Genomic DNA, 18604 nt, shown 5'->3' with positions numbered 1-18604 from the left:
GCGCTCCTGATTGTCGGCCTCACCGGGCTGGTCATGCTGGGCGCCGCTGGCGTTGCCCACGCACAGGACCTCTCCATCGGTTTCGGCGACGACACCGCGCTGGTCGACCGCGCGGTCCAGCTCATCGGCCTGATCACGGTCCTATCCCTGGCGCCGTCGATCCTGGTGATGGTCACCAGCTTCACCCGGATCGTGGTGGTCCTGTCGCTCCTGCGCACGGCCATCGGCCTGCAGACCGCACCGCCCAACTCGGTGATGATGTCGCTGGCGCTGTTCCTGACCTTTTTCATCATGCAGCCCACGCTGCAGCAGAGCTATGACCAGGGCATCGCCCCGCTCATGGCCAATGAGATCGAATTCGCCGAGGCTTTCGAGCTGACGGCGGCGCCGCTGCACGAATTCATGCGCTTCAACGTGCGCCAACAGGATCTGCAGCTCTTTTACGACCTCACGGAGGCCGAAATCCCGGCCGAACCGGAAGCCATTCCGCTCCAGCTGCTGATCCCCGCCTTCCTCATCTCGGAATTGCGACGGGCCTTCGAGATCGGCTTCCTGCTGTTCCTGCCCTTTGTCATCATCGACATGGTGGTGGCGTCGGTGCTGATGTCGATGGGTATGATGATGTTGCCGCCCGTGGTGATCTCGCTGCCCTTCAAGCTGATCTTTTTCGTGCTGGTGGACGGCTGGTATCTGGTTGTGGGCTCGCTGGTCCGCAGCTTCAACACATAGCGACCCGACCGACCCACACCCAAGGCATTGCGTCCCTGGGGCGGCGTGGGCCCCGGTTTTGGGCGCAGGGAATTTGCGCCCGCTCGTCGTGCAGCGGACGCGGCTCGCGGGTGTGGCGCGAGCCTAGCCGCTGGTCGAGAGGTCGATATTTTCCGATTTCGCGACCGGAGCCAAAGCCCCCTGGCCCTCATAGGTCTCGCGATAGGCGGTGAGGAACAGATCGAGGCCATCGCGCGAGGCGATCTGGGCCGCCACCTGCTTGAACTCGTTGCTCGTCACCTCGATCGGACCGGTGATGAAGTCGAAGATCGGCCATTCCGGTGAGTTGACCATGGCGTCGGAATATTTTGCCCGCAGCCGGGCCAGTGCAGTTGTATCGCTGGTCAGCACATAGCCGACGCCGGCCTGGATGATATTGAGACGGGCCGGCTTGCTGAGCGGCGCAGCCAGGGCCTGCGCGCCATAAAGCGCCTCGATCCCCTGCCCTGCCTGGCTGTAGCGCTTGGCCTGCCAGTGCGCATTGATGCGCATCAGCTCGACATCCTGGCCTTCGAGATCGCGCAGCAGGTCCAGTGCCAGCTGGTCGCGGCCGCCATCGATCATGGCGCGGGCCTCGATGACGCGACGCTGGCGGGCCAGCGAGGCCGGCAGGTCCGGCAGGCGCGAATCGTTGAGCACCCGCATTGCCTCGGCGGGCTTGTGATTGGCCAGGTAGAGCACGGCGAGATCGGTCGCCACCTGCGTGCGCGCAACGCCGCGCAGGCGATTGTCGAGCTGGTACTGCAACAGGGCGATGGCCTGCGGCAGAAGATCGACGCGCACCAGACGCCGCGCGAGATTGCGGATCATCTCGTCGCCCTGCGCCCCGGCTGGGGTCAGGTGCTGGAAATCATAGTAGATGCTCAGGGCATCGATCGGGGCGAGCTTGTCGGCAAAGCCATTGAGGAAGAGCTCGGTAAAGGTGCGCTGGGCGTTATCGCTGAGCTGCTGGACCGCACGGCTCTCCGGATCGCTGAGGAGAGCGGCCTTCACCGCCTCGAAGCCTTCCCGATAGTCGGCCTTGCGGAAATGCAGATCCGCCAGCATGGCCTGCATGTTCGCTTCCAGCCGGTCGCCCCGCCAGAGCATCGCCTCGGCGGTGAGCGTCTGCGTGCCGCGCGCCAGATCGAGCCGGCCCTGCTGGTCGAGGATCTGGAGGGTGCGGAACACGGCCTCCGCGCGCGCCGGGCGCACCTCGGAGGCAATCACCTGACCATAGGTGTCGATCGCATCCTGCTGGCGTCCCTGGGCTTCTGCCAGCCGGGCCGTCAGCAGGTTGAACTCGGCGATCTGATCGGTTTCGAGCGAGGCGAAATCCACATCCTCGAGCATGGCGGCAGCCTTATCGGGATTGTGCTCCTCGAGCGCGGCGCGAATGGCGGCGAGATGGAATTTGTCGCGCGCCCAGGACGGGTAACCGTCGGCGATCGAATAGGCCTGGGTGGCGTCGGCGAGGGCGCCGGAGAAATCATTGACCTCCTCGCGCGCAATGGCCCGCCAGAACATGGCGTCGACATCCTGGTCGAAGCGGCGGTCGTTTAGCGTCGCGAGCGCATCTGCAGGACGGCCGGCCACGACATTGGCAGCCGCCCGCGTCATTTCGATCCGCGGCAGGAGCGCCTTGTCCCGGAGCCCCGAATTGGCCACCTGGAGCACGCCCAGCGCCTCGATGGCGAGCCGGTTGGCCAGGAAATACTGCCCGAGATCGAGGCGCGCTGTGTCGCGCGAACTGCCGTCACTGGCAGCGGCGATGGCCTCATATTCATCACGCTGCTGGCCGAAAATACCCGGATCGGTCTGCACCAATGGCGCAATATCAAGGAAATTGAGGCGCTGGGCAGGCGCGATGCTGGCCTGATCCTGCCGCAGGGTCTCGAGCGGCGAGACCGTGAGCCCATCCGCGCTGGAAATGACGGCGAGCGCATTCTCGATGGCGACATCGAGTTCCCCCGCCTTGGGGCGAACGACCAGACCATGGACGCTGCGCATGGCGGCAAAATCCACATAGTCGAAGGAACGCGTGAGGCCGCGCGCCGGCGGATAGGCGGTGACGACCTTGAGCGTATCGCCGACCATCGGATCGACGAAATCGTGGACGCGGGCGGGCCGGACGATATTGGCCACCATCTCGAAGGCGCCCTTCATGTCGCGGCGACGGACCAGCTCCACCGGCTCTGTCGGCGACATCATGACATCACCGAGGGACAAGACCCAGGAGAGGCCCTCCGAGCCCAATGTGGCCAGGCGATCCTGGGAGAGGTCGATCCGCACGATCTGCGTATCGGAGCCGGAATTCGTGGCGACGAATTCGGTGCTTATGGCCTGGAGTTGCCCCATCTCGGCGGGACTGTTCACATGGCTCTGGCTGTCGAACACCATCCACACCGAATCGCCGCGACGGAAGACGGCGGCGGGCGTTTCCTGCTCAAACGGGAAGACGACGCGCACCGTGCTGCCGAGCATGGTGACGAATGGCGTAATAGCTTCCGGGGCGGCGGCCTTGCGCGTTTCGGCGCCGGGCAATGCCGGCGTTCCGCCGAGCGAGGCCGATGCCACCTGCGGCGCATCCTGATCGGCCAGGAGACCGGCGGCCGTCAATTCGGGAAGGCCCTCCCCCTCAATATCGATGTCGAGCACATATTGGGTGGCGGAAGTGGAATAAAAGCGCGGCTCCACCCCCTTGGCGAATTTCAGTTTGACCGTGCTGCCATCGGGGGTGACGACATTCTTGAGCTCGGCGATTTCGCGCGGCAGATCGACCATCACCTCGCGCAGATCGACTTCAACAGGCCATTCGAACGCGATGTCGCCCGCCTCGTCCTCGAAATCGAACTTTCCGCCAGTGGGAATGGTCCAGTCGAACTGGACGCGGAGGAAGGTCGGGTTGCGCCCGATGCGGACGGTGGCGCGCGGGTTCTGCTCGGCAACGACCTGCGCCTTGCGCAATTGATCGGCGCGCAGGGCAGCGCGCTCGGCCTTGCGGTTCATCTCGTCGATGACCTCCTGCGGAAGCCCGGGAGGCATGCCCTGCCAGTCGGAGGGCAGGAGATCGATGAAGAGCTTGTCGCCCGCTTCGGTGCGATTGAAGTTGAAACTCGTGCGCAGGCCAAGGCGCATGCCCTTGCCATCGCCGTCGACGCGGGCCACGGACAGATATTCCGGCATGGTGGCGGCCACATCCGGAAGGGCGATCGCGACCTCTTCGTCAAAGGTCAGCGTCAGCACGCTGTTGGACATGCGCAGATCATAGCCCGGCAGCGTATCCCGGCCCGGGAAGCTGATGATCAGCCGGCCATAGCCGTCTTCCTGGGTGGCGAAGAACTGCCCCTGCTCCTGCGCCCAGGCGGCCGAAAGAGCCGCCATGCTCACCGAAAGCGTTGCCAAAGCCAGAAGGGCTCGAGACCGCAACCAGATTGAACCAGTCCTGATTTTCAAGGGTGAGAGCCCGCCCGACACTTTCAATCGCGCTCCACGATGGTCGAACCAGACCAGGCCGAGGAGCGGCGAGTTACACAAATTCACTTGGGCCCAACCCTAAGCGCGCATGCTTAACATGGCCTTACGGGCGTCAAGGATGGCTGGCCCTAGAAGAGGTAGAGTGCGGACAAGCAAAAACCGCGGCGCCTGGGACGCCGCGGTCGGAGAAGGTGGGGGTGTCGGTTTACTGGCCGACGATCTGGGGCAGCGCGGCGACATCGGCCGGCTGCATCTGCTCGGGATTTTCCGAGGTTTCCGCAGCCAGGCGGATCGTCAGTTCCTGGGCCCGTGTCGTGGTCATGGCAGCCAGGACCGGCGCCAGCTTGCGCGGGCTCATCATCTTGGCCACACGCACCAGCACATCGATGTCGAGTTCGTCGAAGATCGAGGCGGCGTCCTTGGGCTTCATCGTCTGGTACATGGAGACGATGCCGGCGAACTGCTCCTGCTCGAGGCGCTTGCGCTCATCCACCAGCGAGGCAATCTGGGCCTCGAGGGCTTCCAGCGTCGAGGCCCGATCCTGGACCCGGCGCTCGGCCGCATCGACCAGGGAGGCACGCACGCTCAGTTCCTGCTCGAAGGCTTCGAGCTCGGTGCGACGGGCGGAAAGGCGGTCGAGCAGCACCTGGCCGGTGAGCGAGGTATCGCCGACGGCCATGTCGACCACGCCGCCCGGCGTCGCCAATTGCGGCATGGCATCGCCAATCGGCGGGCAGCCGCCGGGAACGATGGTGAGCTGTCCGCCCTCCTGCTCACCCGATTCGCGGGGCGCACAGGCATTGTCCACGGCCACGCTATTGGCAGGGGTCGAACCGTGATCGTCGGCGGGTGGCACACCATCCGCAGCGATTTCGGTTGTTGCCGAATGGTCGGTTTCCGCGCCATGGCCGGCTTCGGCAGCATCGGCGCCCATGGTCGGCGCACCGTCAGACATGAGCGGCGCCGCATCGGACAGGGTCGGCTGCTGGAGGGTGATGCTTTCCTGCGGTGCCGGACTTGCCGGAGCCGCTCCGCCACCAGCGGCGGCCACGGGAGCCACGCCCGAGAGGACATAATGCCCCTCGGTCACGAGGCCCGTGGTCTTGAGCACGAGAAGCGCGCCCACCACCAGGATGACGACGGGAAGCAGTCGGATATTGGTCACGCTGCGACCCCACGATTATGCACACGGGTGGACAATTGTTCGAGCGCGGCACGGACCTTGTTGGTGCCGTGAGCCGGCGCCGCGGCAGGCGCACCGGGGAGCAGGTCGAGCCCGGCGACGGGAGCCGGCGTGCGACGGCCTGCAGCGGTGATCTTGGCGATCCGCTGCATCAGCGCATTGCCCGAATTGATGTGATTGGCCAGCTGGATGCCGAAACGCTCGGCTTCCTCAAGTCGAGACGTCAGCGACAAATCGGCTTCCACCGCGGTGGTCTTGAGCTCCTTGATGGCCTGGTTGGCCAGGCTGGTCGCCGTAACCAGATCTCCCACCATCAGGCGGAGCGCGTCGCGGTCCGCATGCAGCAGCGTCAGGCGACGGTTGAGGACGATGCAATAACCAAGGGTCAGTGCCAGCAGCAGAGCAACGGCACCTTCAATGAACAAACCCAGAGACAAACCCAATTTTATCGCCCTTCCATAGACTCGTCGATCGCTTCAAACGCCGCCATCGTGACCTTGGGCGGGTTGAGCGGGCGCGTAACACGCACCGAAACATGATTTCCAATATGACCCATGATCGCCTGGGTAAGATCGACATCGCCGCAGCGCAGCTGGATCGGATCCGTCGGGGCGCGCTCGAACATGATCGTCTCGCCCGGCTTGATGTTGATCAGGCGCGCCAGCGGCAGGTCCTGCTCGTGCAGCACTGCCTCGATCTCGACGTCGGCCTGGTAGATCTCGGTGGCGAGATGGCCTTCCCAGATCGGATCGCGGCCGAACTTTTCACCCATGAACATCTGCAGGAGCTGGTCGCGGATGGGCTCGATCGTCGCGTAGGGCAGAAGGATTTCGATCTTGCCGCCGCGATCATCCATCTCGATCCGCAGTTCGATCAGGATGGCCGCATTGTTCGGGCGGGAGATCGCGGCAAAGCGCGGATTGCTCTCCATGCGCTCGAGCTTGAAATTGACCTGGGTCACCGGCTCGAAGGCCCGGTGCGTATCATCGAGGATCAGCTCGATCATGCGCTGTGCCAGCGCCATTTCGATGGTTGTATAGGGACGCCCCTCGACGCGGACATTGCCACCGCTGCGGCGACCGCCCAGCAGCACGTCGATCATCGAATAGATGAGATTGCTGTCGACGGTGAGCAGGCCATAATTGCCCCATTCCTCGGCCTTGATGACCGAAAGGATGGCGGGCAACGGAATGGAATTGAGATAGTCGCCGAAACGCACCGATGAGATCGAGTCCAGCGAGACTTCGACGTTGTCGGAGGTGAAATTGCGCAGGGAGGTCGTCGCCAGCCGCACGAGGCGGTCGAAGACGATTTCGAGCATCGGCAGGCGCTCATAGCTCACCAGGGCCGAATTGATGAGCGCCTGAACGCCCGACAGCTCGACATTGTTGGCGGCCGCGGCATCGAAGCCGAGCAGATTGTCGATCTCGTCCTGATTGAGCACACGGTCGATACCGTCGCTGCTGCCGCCATCGCCGGCCTGCAGCATCGCCGCCCAATCTTCCATGCCCGGATCGTCGGCAGCAGGAATATCGAACCCGCCACCGCTTCCGGTCAGGGCGTCAAGGCCCCAGTCTTCGGAGAGTTTGTCTTGATCGGAAGGACCAGCCATTACTGCACCAGGATTTCCTTGAAGAGGACGCTTTCGACCCGGGCCGGATAAACGGCCAGGTTGACGCGGCGCAGCAGCTCTTCCTTGAGGCGATAGATGCCGGCGGAACCTTCCAGATCGCTCTTGCGCAGCTCGCGCATGTAGACCTGGAATGCATCCACGACCTTGGCGAGGCGCGGCTGGATGGCTGTCATCGTCTCCTGGTCGGCAACTTCGAGCGCGACGGTCAGCTTCATATAGTTCTGCTGGCCTTCGGCGCTGTTGAGATTGACCATCATCGGTTCGAGATTGAAGATGAAGGTATCGGTGACGATGGCGGCCTCGCCATGCCCTGCTCCATCGTGAGCGGCGGCCGCGTCGGCCGAATTGCCCGAGGACAGGAAGAAGAAGAGACCCGCTCCACCGACGATCACGACGGCCGCTGCAGCACCAATTATGACGAAGAGCTTGTTGATGCCTTTTTTGGCGGGCGCTTCGCCACCGATTTCTGCTTCTGCCGCCATGACGAACCCTAACAAATGCCGCGTGTTTCCGGACGATTCCGGCCTGATCACAGCTAATGCCATCTTGGTTAACGAGTGGTTACTATTGCCACTTTTTGGGCACATTTTGCCCGGCAGGAATTGCCGACCGGCAGCTTTGCATACCGACCCCGGGATGCGGATGAAAAAGCTAACTCACTGATTTATAGTAATATTCCGCCTTGGCATGGTTTCTGCATTGTTACCAGCGAGGCGACCAGCTTGGGGAAGCGGGCCTCTCGGGCACAGTTAACCGGGGACCGGGGCGAATGGAAAACGCACAACTCATCAACCTCTCGCGCCAGATGGCGCTGCAGCGGCAGATGGACATGCTGGCGAACAATATCGCCAACGTGAATACGACGGGCTTCAAGGCCGAACAGATGCTGTTCGAGGAATACAAGATGCCAGTCGCGTCCCATCGCGGCTTTTCCGGTGAAGACCAGTCCCTGCGCTATGTGCAGGACTGGGCGACGATCCAGGATTTTGCCAACGGTCCGATGGTGCAGTCCGGTAGCCCGCTCGACGTCGCGATCATGGGCGACGGCTTCTTTGCCGTGCAGACGCAGGGCGGCGAGCGCTGGTCCCGCGCCGGTTCCTTCCAGCTCAACAATACCGGCACGCTGGTCGATCTCTCCGGCAACCCCATTCTCGGCGAAGGCGGCCCCATCCAGTTCGGCCCCGAAGAAACCGACATCACCATTGCCGCAGACGGCTCCGTGTCGTCCAGCGAAGGCCCCAAGGGCAAGCTGCGCATCGTCGAGTTCGACGAGCCGCAGGAACTGATCCGCCAGGGCAACAACCTTTTCTCCGGCGGCACGCCCGTCGCCAACGCCAATTCCCGCGTCATGCAGGGTTTCGTCGAGCGCTCAAATGTCTCGGGCGTCGCCGAAATGTCCGAAATGATCCGCGTCACCCGCACCTACGAATCCATCGCCTCGCTGGCCCAGAAGCAGGATGAGTTGCGCCGCAACGCCATCCAGCGCCTCGGCGACGCCAACGCCTGAGCTTAAGGACCCGAGATGAAAGCCCTTTATATCGCATCGACCGGCATGAGCGCGCAGGAACGCAATGTCGAAGTCATTTCCAACAATATCGCCAACATGCGCACCGCCGGCTTCAAGCGGCAGCGCGCCGAATTCGAAGATCTGCTCTACCAGCAGATTTCCCGCGCCGGTTCGGAAACCTCCGACCAGGGTACGCTGGTGCCTGCGGGCCTCGAGATCGGCTCGGGCGTGCGCACCGTGGCAACGCCCCGCGTTATGAGCCAGGGTAGCGTCAACGTCACCGAGCGCGAACTCGACGTCGCCATCCGCGGCGAAGGCTTCTTCATGATCGACCTGCCCGATGGGCGGACGGCCTATACCCGCGACGGCTCGTTCGAGCGCAGCCCGGAAGGCACGCTGGTCAATTCCAGCGGCTTTTCGATGACCGGCGGCATCACCATTCCCGGCGACATCACTTCGGTGAGCATTTCGCCCAGCGGCGTAGTCCAGGGCTTCCGCGGCAACAATACCGACGCGCAAAATCTCGGCCAGATCCAGCTGGCGCGCTTCACCAACAAGTCGGGCCTCGAATCGATGGGGGACAACATGTTCCTCGAGACCGGCGCCAGCGGCCCGGCCCAAATTGGCCTGCCCAACGCCGACAGCAATGGCAATCTGCTGCAGAACTATCTGGAAATGGCCAACGTCAATTCGGTGACCGAAATCGCCGATCTGATCGCCGCCCAGCGTGCCTATGAAATGAATGCCCGTGTCATCTCCGGTGCCGACCAGATGATGCAGGCAACCAGCCAGCTGCGCTGATAGGAGGCCGTGATGGCGCATTTCCGCACACTGACCGCCGCAATTGCCCTGTCGCTCATGGCCGGCTCCGCTCTTGCAGCACCCGTCCTGCGCGGCGACATCATCGTCATCAACCCCGTCGTGACGGCGGGGGACATGTTCGAGGATGCCGGCGCCCTCGCCGACACCCCGATCTTCGGAGCACCCGCTCCGGGCACGTCCGGTCTTGTCGATCTCGGCGCCATCAAGGCGGCGGCGGCGCGCATCGGCATCAACACTTTCGGCAATAATGGCCTCGATCGGGTCCGCGTCTCGCGTGCAGCAATTCTGGTGGACGAAACCTTCCTCAAGGACATGATCTTTGCCGATCTCAAGGCCCGGGGCATAATCGGCCAGGGAATGCATGCCGATATCATGCTCTCGCCGGGGTTCTCGCCGGTGCAGGTCGCGGCCGATGCCGAGCCCGCCCGCCTGGACAATCTGCGCTATCACCCGAGCCGCAACGACTTCTCGGCCCGCTTCACGCTGTCGGGCATGAGCCGTCCGCTCGACGTCTCGGGCAATATCATGATGTCCGTCGACGCCCCGCACCTGGCGGCCACGCTGGCGGCAGGCACGGTGCTGATGCCCGAGCATATCGTCATGCGGCCGATCCCGCTGCGCGACGCCGATAGCCTTGGCATCGTGCCGGTGGAGAAATTGGTGGGCATGGCGCTTCGTCGCCAGAGCCGCGACGGCGTCGTCCTGCGCGCAGCCGATATCACCGAGCCGCTGGCCGTCACCAAGAACGAACTCGTCACCATCGTCTTCCGCCAGGGTCCGATGACCTTGACCGTCAAGGGTCAGGCCGTCACCAGCGCCGCCAAGGGCTCGCCCCTGCAAGTCATCAACCTCATGTCCAAGCGCATCATCAGCGCTACCGCCATCGCGCCCGGCACGGTCCAGGTGACCTCTGCCCCGCTGGCGCTGGCCGGCCTCTAATCGGGAATGCCCGCTATGAACTTTTTCAAGATCGCTGCCATCATCACCCTGGCCGGCTCGCTTGCAGCCTGCAACACCATGGATCGCCTCGCCGATGTCGGCCGGGCCCCGAGCCTCACCGCCATCCAGGATCCGACCGCGATGGCCGGCTACCAGCCCGTGCGCATGCCGATGCCCGAGCCGATCGCCGACACCTACCAGTCGAACTCGCTCTACCGCACTTCGGCCAAGGGCTTCTTCAAGGACGAGCGCGCCCACCGCGTCGGCGACATCCTGACCATCGTCGTCACCATCGATGACAGCGCCCAGATCGACAACTCCACCCAGCGCAGCCGCGCCTCGACCAATTCGGCCGGCATGGGCGGCATTTTCGGTTCGGCCGTGACCCATCTTTCCGGCGGCAATATCGATCCGGCAGCGGCCATCGACCTGACCTCGGGCATCAACGATGCCGGCGCCGGCTCGGTCAACCGCTCGGAAAGCCTCGAGACCTCGGTTGCCGCAGTCGTCACCCAGGTCCTTCCCAACGGCAATCTCGTGATCGAAGGCCGCCAGGAAGTGCGCGTGAACTTCGAAGTGCGCGACCTCATCGTCACCGGCATCGTCCGCCCCTCGGACATCCAGGCCAACAACACCATCCCGTCCACCAAGATCGCCGAAGCCCGTATTTCCTACGGTGGCCGCGGCCAGATCACCGACGTGCAGCAGCCGCGCTACGGCCAGCAGGTCCTGGACGCCATCCTGCCTTTCTAAGGCAGCTCCCATCCGGCGGCGCCGTCCCCATTGCGCCGCCGTGTCCCCAAGCCATCCAGAAGGATGGTTCAGGTCAGGCAGAAGCCAATCGGCCAACTCATGAGGCGCAGCTCCCCGGCTGCGCCTCTGCCCATTTGTGAGCTATGCTTGCTGTCATGCGGAACCGGCGGGCCGCGGAAAAGATTGCCGTTGGAAGAAGGAGGATGGCCGGATGAACATGGGTGTGGGGATTGCCATTGGTGTCGCGCTGGGCGTGGCGATCGGGGCGTTCATGGACAATATCGGGGTGGGCATCGCCATCGGCGTGGCGCTGGGGATTGCGCTGGCGGCGGCGTTCAACAAAGGCAGCAGTCGCAACTAGCAGCCCCTTGCCCGCGCCAAAAGGCTGTGAAACATCTCTGGCACATTCAAGGAGCCAGACATGTCCTTTCAGAAACTCGATGATCTCGGCCGCAGGCTCGAGGCGCTTGAACATGCGCTGTCCATCCTCGGCGCCGACGAGGCGACCCATATGGCGGTGGGCGGCGGCGACAAGCGCGCCGAGGCCATGTCGAACCTGGCGGGCATGTATCACGCCCAGGCCACGGCGCCCGAAATCCGCGACTGGATAGAGGCCGCCAAGGCCGAGGAACTCACGCCCGACCAGTCCCTGGCGATTGCCGAGTTCGAGCGCGGCTATGTCAACGCCACCTGCCTGCCGACCGAATTCGTCGAGCGTCGCACGGCGACCACAATGCGCTCCGAGCAGCTCTGGCGCGATCTGCGGGCGAAGGGCGACTGGGACAGTTTCCTGCCCTCGTTCGAGGGTGTCGTGGCACTGGCGCGCGAAGAGGCGCAATTGCGGGCGCACGCCCTCGGCCTTGCCCCTTATGACGCGCTGATGGACCAATATGATCCCGGCAACCGGGTCGCCGATATCGATCCGGTCTTCACCGACCTCAAGAATTTCCTGAAGGATTTCCTGCCCGAGGCGCTGGATGTTCAGGAGGCGCGGCGCTCCAGGCATCCGCGCAAGGAGCTCAATGCGCCCTACCCCATCGAAAAGCAGCGCGAGCTGGGGCTGGCGGCGATGCGCGCCGTGGGCTTCGATTTCACCCATGGCTCGCTGGCGGTCTCCCATCACCCCTTCTGCGGCGGCGTGCCGACCGATGTGCGCATGACCACGCGCTATCGCACCGACCAGTTCCTGCCCTCGCTGATGGGCGTGCTGCACGAGACCGGGCACGCGCTTTACGAACAGGGCCTGCCCAAGGAATGGTCGCACTGGCCATTGGGCAAGGCGCGCGGCATGGGAATGCATGAAAGCCAGAGCCTGTTCGTCGAAATGCAGCTCTCGCGCAGCCCCGAATTCTGGGAATTCATGCTGCCGCTGGTGCACCAGCATCTGGGCGAGGATGCCATCCCCGGCTGGGATATCGCCGATATCCTCAATGAGGTGAACCATGTCGAGCGCGGCTATATCCGCGTCGATGCCGACGAGGTGACCTACCCGCTCCACGTCATCCTGCGCTACGAACTCGAGCAGGATCTGGTGGGCGGAAAGCTCGAGGCCAGCCAGATCCCCGAGGCATGGGACGCCAAGATGACCGAATATCTCGGCATCTCCACCATCAACGACCCCAAGGATGGCCCGATGCAGGACGTGCACTGGCCCTCGGGCGCCTTTGGCTATTTCCCCAGCTACACACTGGGCGCGATGATCGCGGCCCAACAATGGGCGGCGATGGAGCGGGCGCTTCCCGCCGCGCCGGACATGGTGCGCCAGGGCGATTTTTCGGCCATCAACCAGTGGCGCGCTGACAATATCTGGACGCAGGCTTCGCGCCTGTCGACGCCGGATTTGATTACGGCAGCCACCGGCGAACCGCTCAATGCCGACCACTTCAAGGCCCATCTCAGGCGCCGATACGGCCGGGTCTGACGACCCGCGCCTGAATTGCAGCGAAAATGTCGAAATGCCAAGATCGGCTCGTCGCGATGATGAGGGACGCTCATGTCCTCACGGAAAGGAACGAACCATGCGTGTAATGGTATTTGTGAAAGCGACTGCGGATAGCGAAGCCGAAGTGAGTGGAACACCGGAAATGTTCGAGGCCATGGGCCGGTACAATGAGCAGCTGATCAATGCCGGTATCCTGCTCGCCGGCGACGGCCTGAAACCCTCATCCCGAGGCAAGCGCGTGGTGTTCAGCGGCGCCAATCGCAGCGTCTATGACGGCCCCTTTGCCGAGACCAAGGAACTGGTCGCCGGCTATTGGCTCTGGCAGGTGCGCGACATGGATGAGGCCGTCGAATGGGTCAAACGCTGCCCCAACCCGATGTTCACCGATAGCGAGATCGAAATCCGCCCGGTTTATGAGATGGCAGATTTTGCCGATATCATGACGCCCGAGTCCAAGGCGCTCCACGAGGGCAATGCCGACAGGGTCCGCTGAACCACGGGCAAAAAAAGAGCCCGCATCACTGCGGGCTTTTTGAGGCTATGAATTCCGATTATTCGTCGCGATACACCTTTTCGCGGCGTTCGTGCAGTTCCTGGGCTTCCAGGCTCAACGTGGCGATGGGACGGGCATCGAGGCGGGCGACACCGATCGGGTCGCCGGTTTCCTCACAAAAGCCATAAGTGCCCTCGTCAATGCGCTTGATGGCAGAATCGATCTTGGCGATCAGCTTGCGCTGCCGATCCCGGGTGCGCAGCTCGAGCGAACGATCGCTCTCCGAGCTGGCGCGATCTGCCATATCAGGATGATTCTGGCTTTCCTCCTGGAGGTTCTCCAGAGTCTCCCGGCTTTCGCGAAGAATTTCCTCTTTCCACGCGAAAAGCTTGTTTCGGAAGTATTCCCGCATGCGCGGGTTCATGAACGGCTCGTCTTCACTGGGCCGGTATTCCAAGACATCAACCGAAGACATCAGCAGACTCAACTCCAATGCGCCCCTTAGGCGGCCTATATAAGCTGCTGCTGTTTTCCCGGCAAGCGTCGATATTACGCAGGCTGATTTTCAAAAAAGGACTTAATTTCAAGTAGCTAGCGAATTCTGACAAGAAATTGATTGACTTTGCGCCCGCTCGGGCGGCCCCAGCTTTGGCCTAAAGCGGCGGAAAGCGACCAAGCTTGGCCAGTTCGATCCGGACCCGAAGCTCGATTTCGTCGATGACCCCATCGAGGCCCGGGTCGACCCTGTCCCGCATCGACTGCAGCTGTTCAGCCAGAATGTCGAGGCGCTCGGGTGTGATCCGCCCAACCAGGAGATCGGCTTTGACCTCCTCGAGCACATCGAGCATCGATGCTCCGCGCTTGACGGCCCGGCGGCGCCCCGTCAGGGCGTCACCCACTCCCTGCAGCGCCAAAATGGCATCGAGGGCGGCCAGCGGCATCACCGGAGAGGCCGCCGACGGACGCGCCGGGGCGCTTACTCCGGCAAGCGCGAACGCCTGCCCCCCAGAATAGCGGCCTACGGCACCGCGACTTGCTACACTCGACAGGCGATTGGCGGACTCGATACGCACGGCCTGCATAACCCTCACAAAAAACCGACACCGGCAAAATCTGCCCGACATGGTTAATACCCGCTTAATGAAGGCGGCAAGAATTGCTTGGCAGCCAGACATTTAGGGCACGCGGAGCCCCATCACACGCCATTTGCTTATATTTTTCAGCGGCTTAAAGAAATTTCAGCAAACTGGCACGGTTCTCGCATTGCTGTGGGCAAAGGTTGCGCCATGGGGATGACGCAACGCCGATCCGGGGATTGAAATGCAATATCGCTTCCTTCGTACCGTCCTAGCCGCCGCACTCAGCGCCGCCATGGTCCTGACACCCGTCAGCCAGGCAAATGCTGCCCCTGCGCGGATCAAGGACATCGTGGATGTCGAAGGCATTCGCGAGAATCAGCTGGTAGGCTACGGCCTCGTGGTCGGTCTCGACGGCACGGGCGACAGCCTCAACAATTCCCCCTTCACGCGCCAGTCGCTGCAATCCATGCTCGAGCGGCTTGGCGTGAACACCAATGGCGAAAACGTCCGCACCGCCAATGTCGCCGCCGTGATGGTGACGGCCAATTTGCCGGCCTTCGCCACCCAGGGCTCGCGCATGGACGTGGCCGTTTCGGCACTCGGCGATGCGGACAGCCTCCAGGGCGGCATGTTGCTGGTGACCCCGCTGGTCGGCGCCGACGGTGAAGTCTACGCGATCGCCCAGGGTCCGGTTGCGATCAACGGCTTCAAGGCCCAAGGCGACGCCGCCAGCATCGTCTCCGGCGTGCCGACGACAGGCCGCATTTCCTCGGGCGCCCTTATCGAACGCGAAATCGGCTTCGAACTGGGGTCCATGCACTCCCTGCGCCTGTCGCTGCGCAATGCCGACCTCACCACGGCCCGCCGCATCGCCATGGTGATCAATGATTTCATCGGTGCGCCGACGGCCGTGCCCGAGGATCCGGCAACCGTCCGCCTGACCCTGCCGGCCAATTTCAACGGCAATATCGTCGACCTCCTGACCGATATCGAGCAGCTGATCGTCCAGACCGACCAGTCCGCCAAGATCGTGATCGACGAAAACAGCGGCATCATCGTCATGGGCAAGGATGTGCGCGTGTCGAGCGTTGCCGTTGCCCAGTCCAACCTCACGGTCTCCATTGCCGAGAACCCGGAAGTCTCGCAGCCCAATCCCTTCTCGATGGGCCAGACCGAAGTGGTGCCGAACACCGATCTCAACGTCACCCAGACCGACACGGCGCTGCAGACGGTGCCGGAAAGCGTCACCTTGCAGCAACTCGTCGATGGCCTAAACGCCCTCGGCCTGTCGCCCCGCGATCTGATCGCCATCCTCCAGGCCATCAAGGCCACCGGCGCCCTGCAGGCCGAAATCGAGGTGCTCTGATGAATATCACCTCCCCTATCCAGACCACCCTCGAGCCGGCGCAGCTCAACCGGCTGAAGAAGCAGGCAGAAGACCTCGAGGGCGTGTTCCTCAACCTGCTGACCAAGGAAATGTTCGCGACCGTCAAATCCGAAAACGGCTTTGGTGGTGGCTTCGGCGAGGAGACCTGGCGCTCCATGCAGGCCGAACAACTGGCCAACACAATGGCTCAAAATGGCGGCCTCGGCATTGCCGACCAGCTGCTTGGCGACATGATCGCCATGCAGGAAGCCGCCCAGAAAACCCAATCGCGTGCTACAGGAGTATACCGTTGATGTCTGCCGCAGCCGATCGTATTGCGTCGCTCGACAGCCTGCCTGCCCTTGATCTCTGCCAGCAGGCCGAGACCGCGTTGCAGGCGCTCGTCACCATGATGAACGAAGAGACCACCCTCTTGCGCGCCGGTCATTTCCGCGAAGCCGGCGGACTGACCGCACAGAAGACGCAGCTGGCCCAGGATTACGTGGTGTTCGCGCGCGCCGTGCAGCGCCAGACCGAGCGGCTCCTCTCCGAAGCCCCCGAGGCGCTCGACCGCCTGCACAGCAATCACGACAGCCTCGCCACCCAGATGGCCGAGAACCTTCGCGTTATCGCCACGGCCAAGCACCTGGCCGAGGACCTGTTGACCGATGTCGCCGAGACAGTCGGGCACAAGGACCGCACCCGGACCTATAATCGCAATGGCGAAGTCCGGGCGCCGCGCGCCGCATCCGCCCGCGGGATCGCGGTAAACCGCGCGCTCTGACATTCAAATCGCCGCTGCGCTTGCGCCATGGGCGAAGCCCTCCAGAAGGAGCGCTGATCTTTCCAGCCGGCCAAAAGGGTCTCCGCAGAAGCGGGGACCCTTTTTAATTGCCGTGACGGCCAGCGGACGGAGACATTTAAGATTTTCCTAAAAAGCGAGCACCCGCACAAAGGAGACGACAAAACTTCAGCCGCTAGCCTGCCCTTGGCCAATTGTGGCTCCAGGACAGGAAAAATGAGCGCCAGAATAGCGCCGAGGCCCGATACGATGCGTATCGGCTTTTCGCCGCATCATCCCAGACATCTGCGCCAATATCGGCGCCCCGACGAGACCGCCAGTGACAAGCCGGCACCGCAGCACTCCGATAGCCCGGAGACAATGCTGGTCGACGGCGATCAACTGGAAGGTCTGCCGCCCGAAACCTTGTTCGAGGCAGCGCTGCTGAGCGACAACAGGCCCCTCTCCCCTTACGAAATCGCCCAGCGGCTGAGCCGCGACTGGGCCCCGCCGGCCTCATCGTTCCCGCTGACCGACAAGACGATCTGACGATTTGGACGACACAAAAGCCCCGGAGCAGATTTGCTCCGGGGCTTTTCGTTGCACCGGTTCTCACCGGCCAAAAAAAAGGCCCGCCATACGGCGGGCCAGTTCAGTGAATGCGGTTTGCGTCTTAGCGCAGCAGGCTCAGAGCGGTGGTTTCCGAGGACTGCATGATCGACAGCGCCGTAGTTGCCATCTGCTGGCGGGTCTGGAGCGCAACCATATTGGCGGCTTCCTGATCCAGGTCTGCAGCGGTCAGATTGGTCGAACTAGCCTTGAGAATGTCGGACAGCGAAGTGTTGAACTCCTTACGGGCCGAGATGATCGACTGGTTTGAGCTGAACGAAGCAGCGGTCGCCTGGAGGGAGTCGCCGGCGGCAATCAGAGAAGTCAGTGCGTCGTTGACTGCTTCATCGGTCTGCCAGCTGGCGCCAGCCTCGGCGATATTGAGGGTTTCTGCACTCACCGCGGTCCCTTCGATCGTCGTCGAGGACGTGCCGTCTTCGTTGAGGGCAAGCTTGATCTTGTCACCGGCCAGGAGATTGGTGCCGTTAATGCCGGCATCCTTGGCGATGCGGGTGATTTCCGACCGCAGAGCGTCGAACTGCTTGGCAAGAGCTTCGCGGGCAGCGTTTGGCTTGAACTCGGTTGTACCAGCTGTCAGGCCGAGACCGGCAACGCCCGTGCCACCGATCGTGATGTTGCCGGCAGATTCGAAGGCCAGCTTGCCGTCCTTGATCGACGCGGTGATATTGAGATCGGCTGTGCCGTTGATTTCATCCATCACGTCCTGGACCGTGTCACCGGCCACCACAGTGTAAGTGGCCGTCGTGGTGCCGTTACCAACCGTGATGGTCTGACCGGCGGTCATTGCCGGTGCAGGGGATGCAGCCGTCACAACAGTTGCGGCAGTCACGTCTGCTGTGCCGGCAACATTTGCCTTCTCGGAGGCCGTGGCGGTCAGCGCCTGGCTTGTGAGGCTGCGGGCTTCCTTGATCAGGCCCTGGATACCCTTGATGCCTTCGCTCGCGGCCTTCATGGAGGACTGTGCGGCGTTGATATTGTCCATCAGGGAGTCAATGGAAGCAGCGCGTGTATCCATCGAAGCGGCAGTAAAGAACTTAGCGACATTGTCGAGCGGGCTGTTTACGGCCTTGCCGGTAACCAGACGGCTCTGCGTGGTGGACATCTGTTCTGCAACGTTACGCAGAACGGTAAGACCAGTGCGGGCGTTCGACGAAAGATTTACTGCGCTCATTTTATTGACTTCCTGTTCCTGGGATTTGTTGTTCCGGCTTCCTTGCCGGCGAGAACAGGTTTAGGGGTCAAAAGCTGCGGC

At 62.8% G+C, this 18604-nt stretch carries 20 protein-coding genes; 12 read left to right on the top strand and 8 right to left on the bottom strand.

The features are described from left to right. The first annotated feature begins 33 nt into the window (after positions 1-33). Positions 34-729: a flagellar type III secretion system pore protein FliP gene (gene fliP / locus N0P34_RS08145; RefSeq protein ID WP_275606944.1), complete on the top strand. Its 696-nt coding sequence runs from the start codon at positions 34-36 to the stop codon at positions 727-729. A 123-nt stretch (positions 730-852) separates the two neighbouring features. Here the strand turns inward: fliP and N0P34_RS08140 are convergent, their stop codons facing one another. The 5 genes from N0P34_RS08140 to N0P34_RS08120 all read right to left on the bottom strand — a co-directional run bounded on the left by N0P34_RS08140 (position 853) and on the right by N0P34_RS08120 (position 7522). After that, on the bottom strand, positions 853-4176 hold the full coding sequence (locus N0P34_RS08140) for a hypothetical protein (protein WP_275606516.1): 3324 nt from the start codon (positions 4174-4176) through the stop codon (positions 853-855). Between the two features lie 253 nt (positions 4177-4429). Further along, positions 4430-5389: a hypothetical protein gene (locus tag N0P34_RS08135; protein WP_275606515.1), complete on the bottom strand. Its 960-nt coding sequence runs from the start codon at positions 5387-5389 to the stop codon at positions 4430-4432. Continuing rightward, the gene (locus N0P34_RS08130) at positions 5386-5850 is read right to left on the bottom strand and encodes a DUF6468 domain-containing protein (protein ID WP_275606514.1); all 465 of its coding nucleotides are present in this window, start codon (positions 5848-5850) and stop codon (positions 5386-5388) included. Before N0P34_RS08130 ends, N0P34_RS08135 begins: the two co-directional genes overlap by 4 nt. Before the next feature lie 2 nt (positions 5851-5852). After that, positions 5853-7019 (bottom strand): flagellar motor switch protein FliM, encoded by a 1167-nt coding sequence (fliM, locus tag N0P34_RS08125; protein ID WP_275606513.1) that lies wholly within the window; start codon positions 7017-7019, stop codon positions 5853-5855. After that, a complete protein-coding gene (locus N0P34_RS08120; RefSeq protein WP_275606512.1) occupies positions 7019-7522 on the bottom strand; it encodes a flagellar basal body-associated FliL family protein in 504 nt (167 codons plus the stop codon). Before N0P34_RS08120 ends, fliM begins: the two co-directional genes overlap by 1 nt. A 287-nt stretch (positions 7523-7809) precedes the next feature. On the opposite strand from N0P34_RS08120, the gene flgF reads away from it, so the two are divergent. The 7 genes from flgF (at position 7810) to N0P34_RS08085 (ending at position 13496) form a co-directional block, all read left to right on the top strand. Further along, entirely contained in the window at positions 7810-8547 is a 738-nt protein-coding gene (flgF, locus tag N0P34_RS08115) for a flagellar basal-body rod protein FlgF (RefSeq protein ID WP_275606511.1), read from the top strand. 15 nt (positions 8548-8562) lie between these two features. Next, the gene (gene flgG, locus N0P34_RS08110; protein ID WP_275606510.1) at positions 8563-9348 is read left to right on the top strand and encodes a flagellar basal-body rod protein FlgG; all 786 of its coding nucleotides are present in this window, start codon (positions 8563-8565) and stop codon (positions 9346-9348) included. Between the two features lie 12 nt (positions 9349-9360). Further along, positions 9361-10308, top strand: coding sequence for a flagellar basal body P-ring formation chaperone FlgA (flgA, locus tag N0P34_RS08105; protein ID WP_275606509.1), 948 nt, complete (start codon positions 9361-9363; stop codon positions 10306-10308). Positions 10309-10323: 15 nt separating this feature from the next. Continuing rightward, a complete protein-coding gene (gene flgH / locus N0P34_RS08100; RefSeq protein ID WP_275606508.1) occupies positions 10324-11061 on the top strand; it encodes a flagellar basal body L-ring protein FlgH in 738 nt (245 codons plus the stop codon). A gap of 211 nt (positions 11062-11272) precedes the next feature. After that, positions 11273-11422, top strand: a complete 150-nt coding sequence (locus N0P34_RS08095) for a hypothetical protein (protein WP_275606507.1) — start codon at positions 11273-11275, stop codon at positions 11420-11422. Positions 11423-11482: 60 nt separating this feature from the next. Beyond that, positions 11483-12982 (top strand): carboxypeptidase M32, encoded by a 1500-nt coding sequence (locus N0P34_RS08090; protein WP_275606506.1) that lies wholly within the window; start codon positions 11483-11485, stop codon positions 12980-12982. A gap of 97 nt (positions 12983-13079) precedes the next feature. Further along, positions 13080-13496 (top strand): YciI family protein, encoded by a 417-nt coding sequence (locus tag N0P34_RS08085; protein ID WP_275606505.1) that lies wholly within the window; start codon positions 13080-13082, stop codon positions 13494-13496. A 58-nt stretch (positions 13497-13554) separates the two neighbouring features. Here the strand turns inward: N0P34_RS08085 and dksA are convergent, their stop codons facing one another. Beyond that, entirely contained in the window at positions 13555-13971 is a 417-nt protein-coding gene (gene dksA / locus N0P34_RS08080) for an RNA polymerase-binding protein DksA (protein WP_275606504.1), read from the bottom strand. Positions 13972-14149: 178 nt separating this feature from the next. Next, positions 14150-14569, bottom strand: coding sequence for a flagellar assembly protein FliX (locus N0P34_RS08075; protein WP_275606503.1), 420 nt, complete (start codon positions 14567-14569; stop codon positions 14150-14152). A 247-nt stretch (positions 14570-14816) separates the two neighbouring features. Between N0P34_RS08075 and N0P34_RS08070 the strand changes: the two genes are divergently transcribed. The 4 genes from N0P34_RS08070 (at position 14817) to N0P34_RS08055 (ending at position 17271) form a co-directional block, all read left to right on the top strand. Further along, entirely contained in the window at positions 14817-15941 is a 1125-nt protein-coding gene (locus N0P34_RS08070; RefSeq protein ID WP_275606502.1) for a flagellar basal body P-ring protein FlgI, read from the top strand. After that, positions 15941-16255, top strand: coding sequence for a rod-binding protein (locus tag N0P34_RS08065; RefSeq protein ID WP_275606501.1), 315 nt, complete (start codon positions 15941-15943; stop codon positions 16253-16255). Before N0P34_RS08070 ends, N0P34_RS08065 begins: the two co-directional genes overlap by 1 nt. Further along, positions 16255-16725 (top strand): hypothetical protein, encoded by a 471-nt coding sequence (locus N0P34_RS08060; RefSeq protein WP_275606500.1) that lies wholly within the window; start codon positions 16255-16257, stop codon positions 16723-16725. The genes N0P34_RS08065 and N0P34_RS08060 overlap by 1 nt, the downstream gene beginning before the upstream one ends. A 234-nt stretch (positions 16726-16959) precedes the next feature. Further along, entirely contained in the window at positions 16960-17271 is a 312-nt protein-coding gene (locus N0P34_RS08055) for a hypothetical protein (RefSeq protein ID WP_275606499.1), read from the top strand. 124 nt (positions 17272-17395) lie between these two features. On the opposite strand, the gene N0P34_RS08050 is transcribed toward N0P34_RS08055, so the two are convergent. Continuing rightward, positions 17396-18523: a flagellin gene (locus N0P34_RS08050; protein WP_275606498.1), complete on the bottom strand. Its 1128-nt coding sequence runs from the start codon at positions 18521-18523 to the stop codon at positions 17396-17398. Positions 18524-18604: the final 81 nt, after the last annotated feature.

The sequence above is a fragment of the Devosia sp. FJ2-5-3 genome (assembly GCF_029201545.1).
Taxonomy (GTDB): domain Bacteria; phylum Pseudomonadota; class Alphaproteobacteria; order Rhizobiales; family Devosiaceae; genus Devosia.
This window is presented reverse-complemented; position numbering and strand designations above follow the sequence as displayed.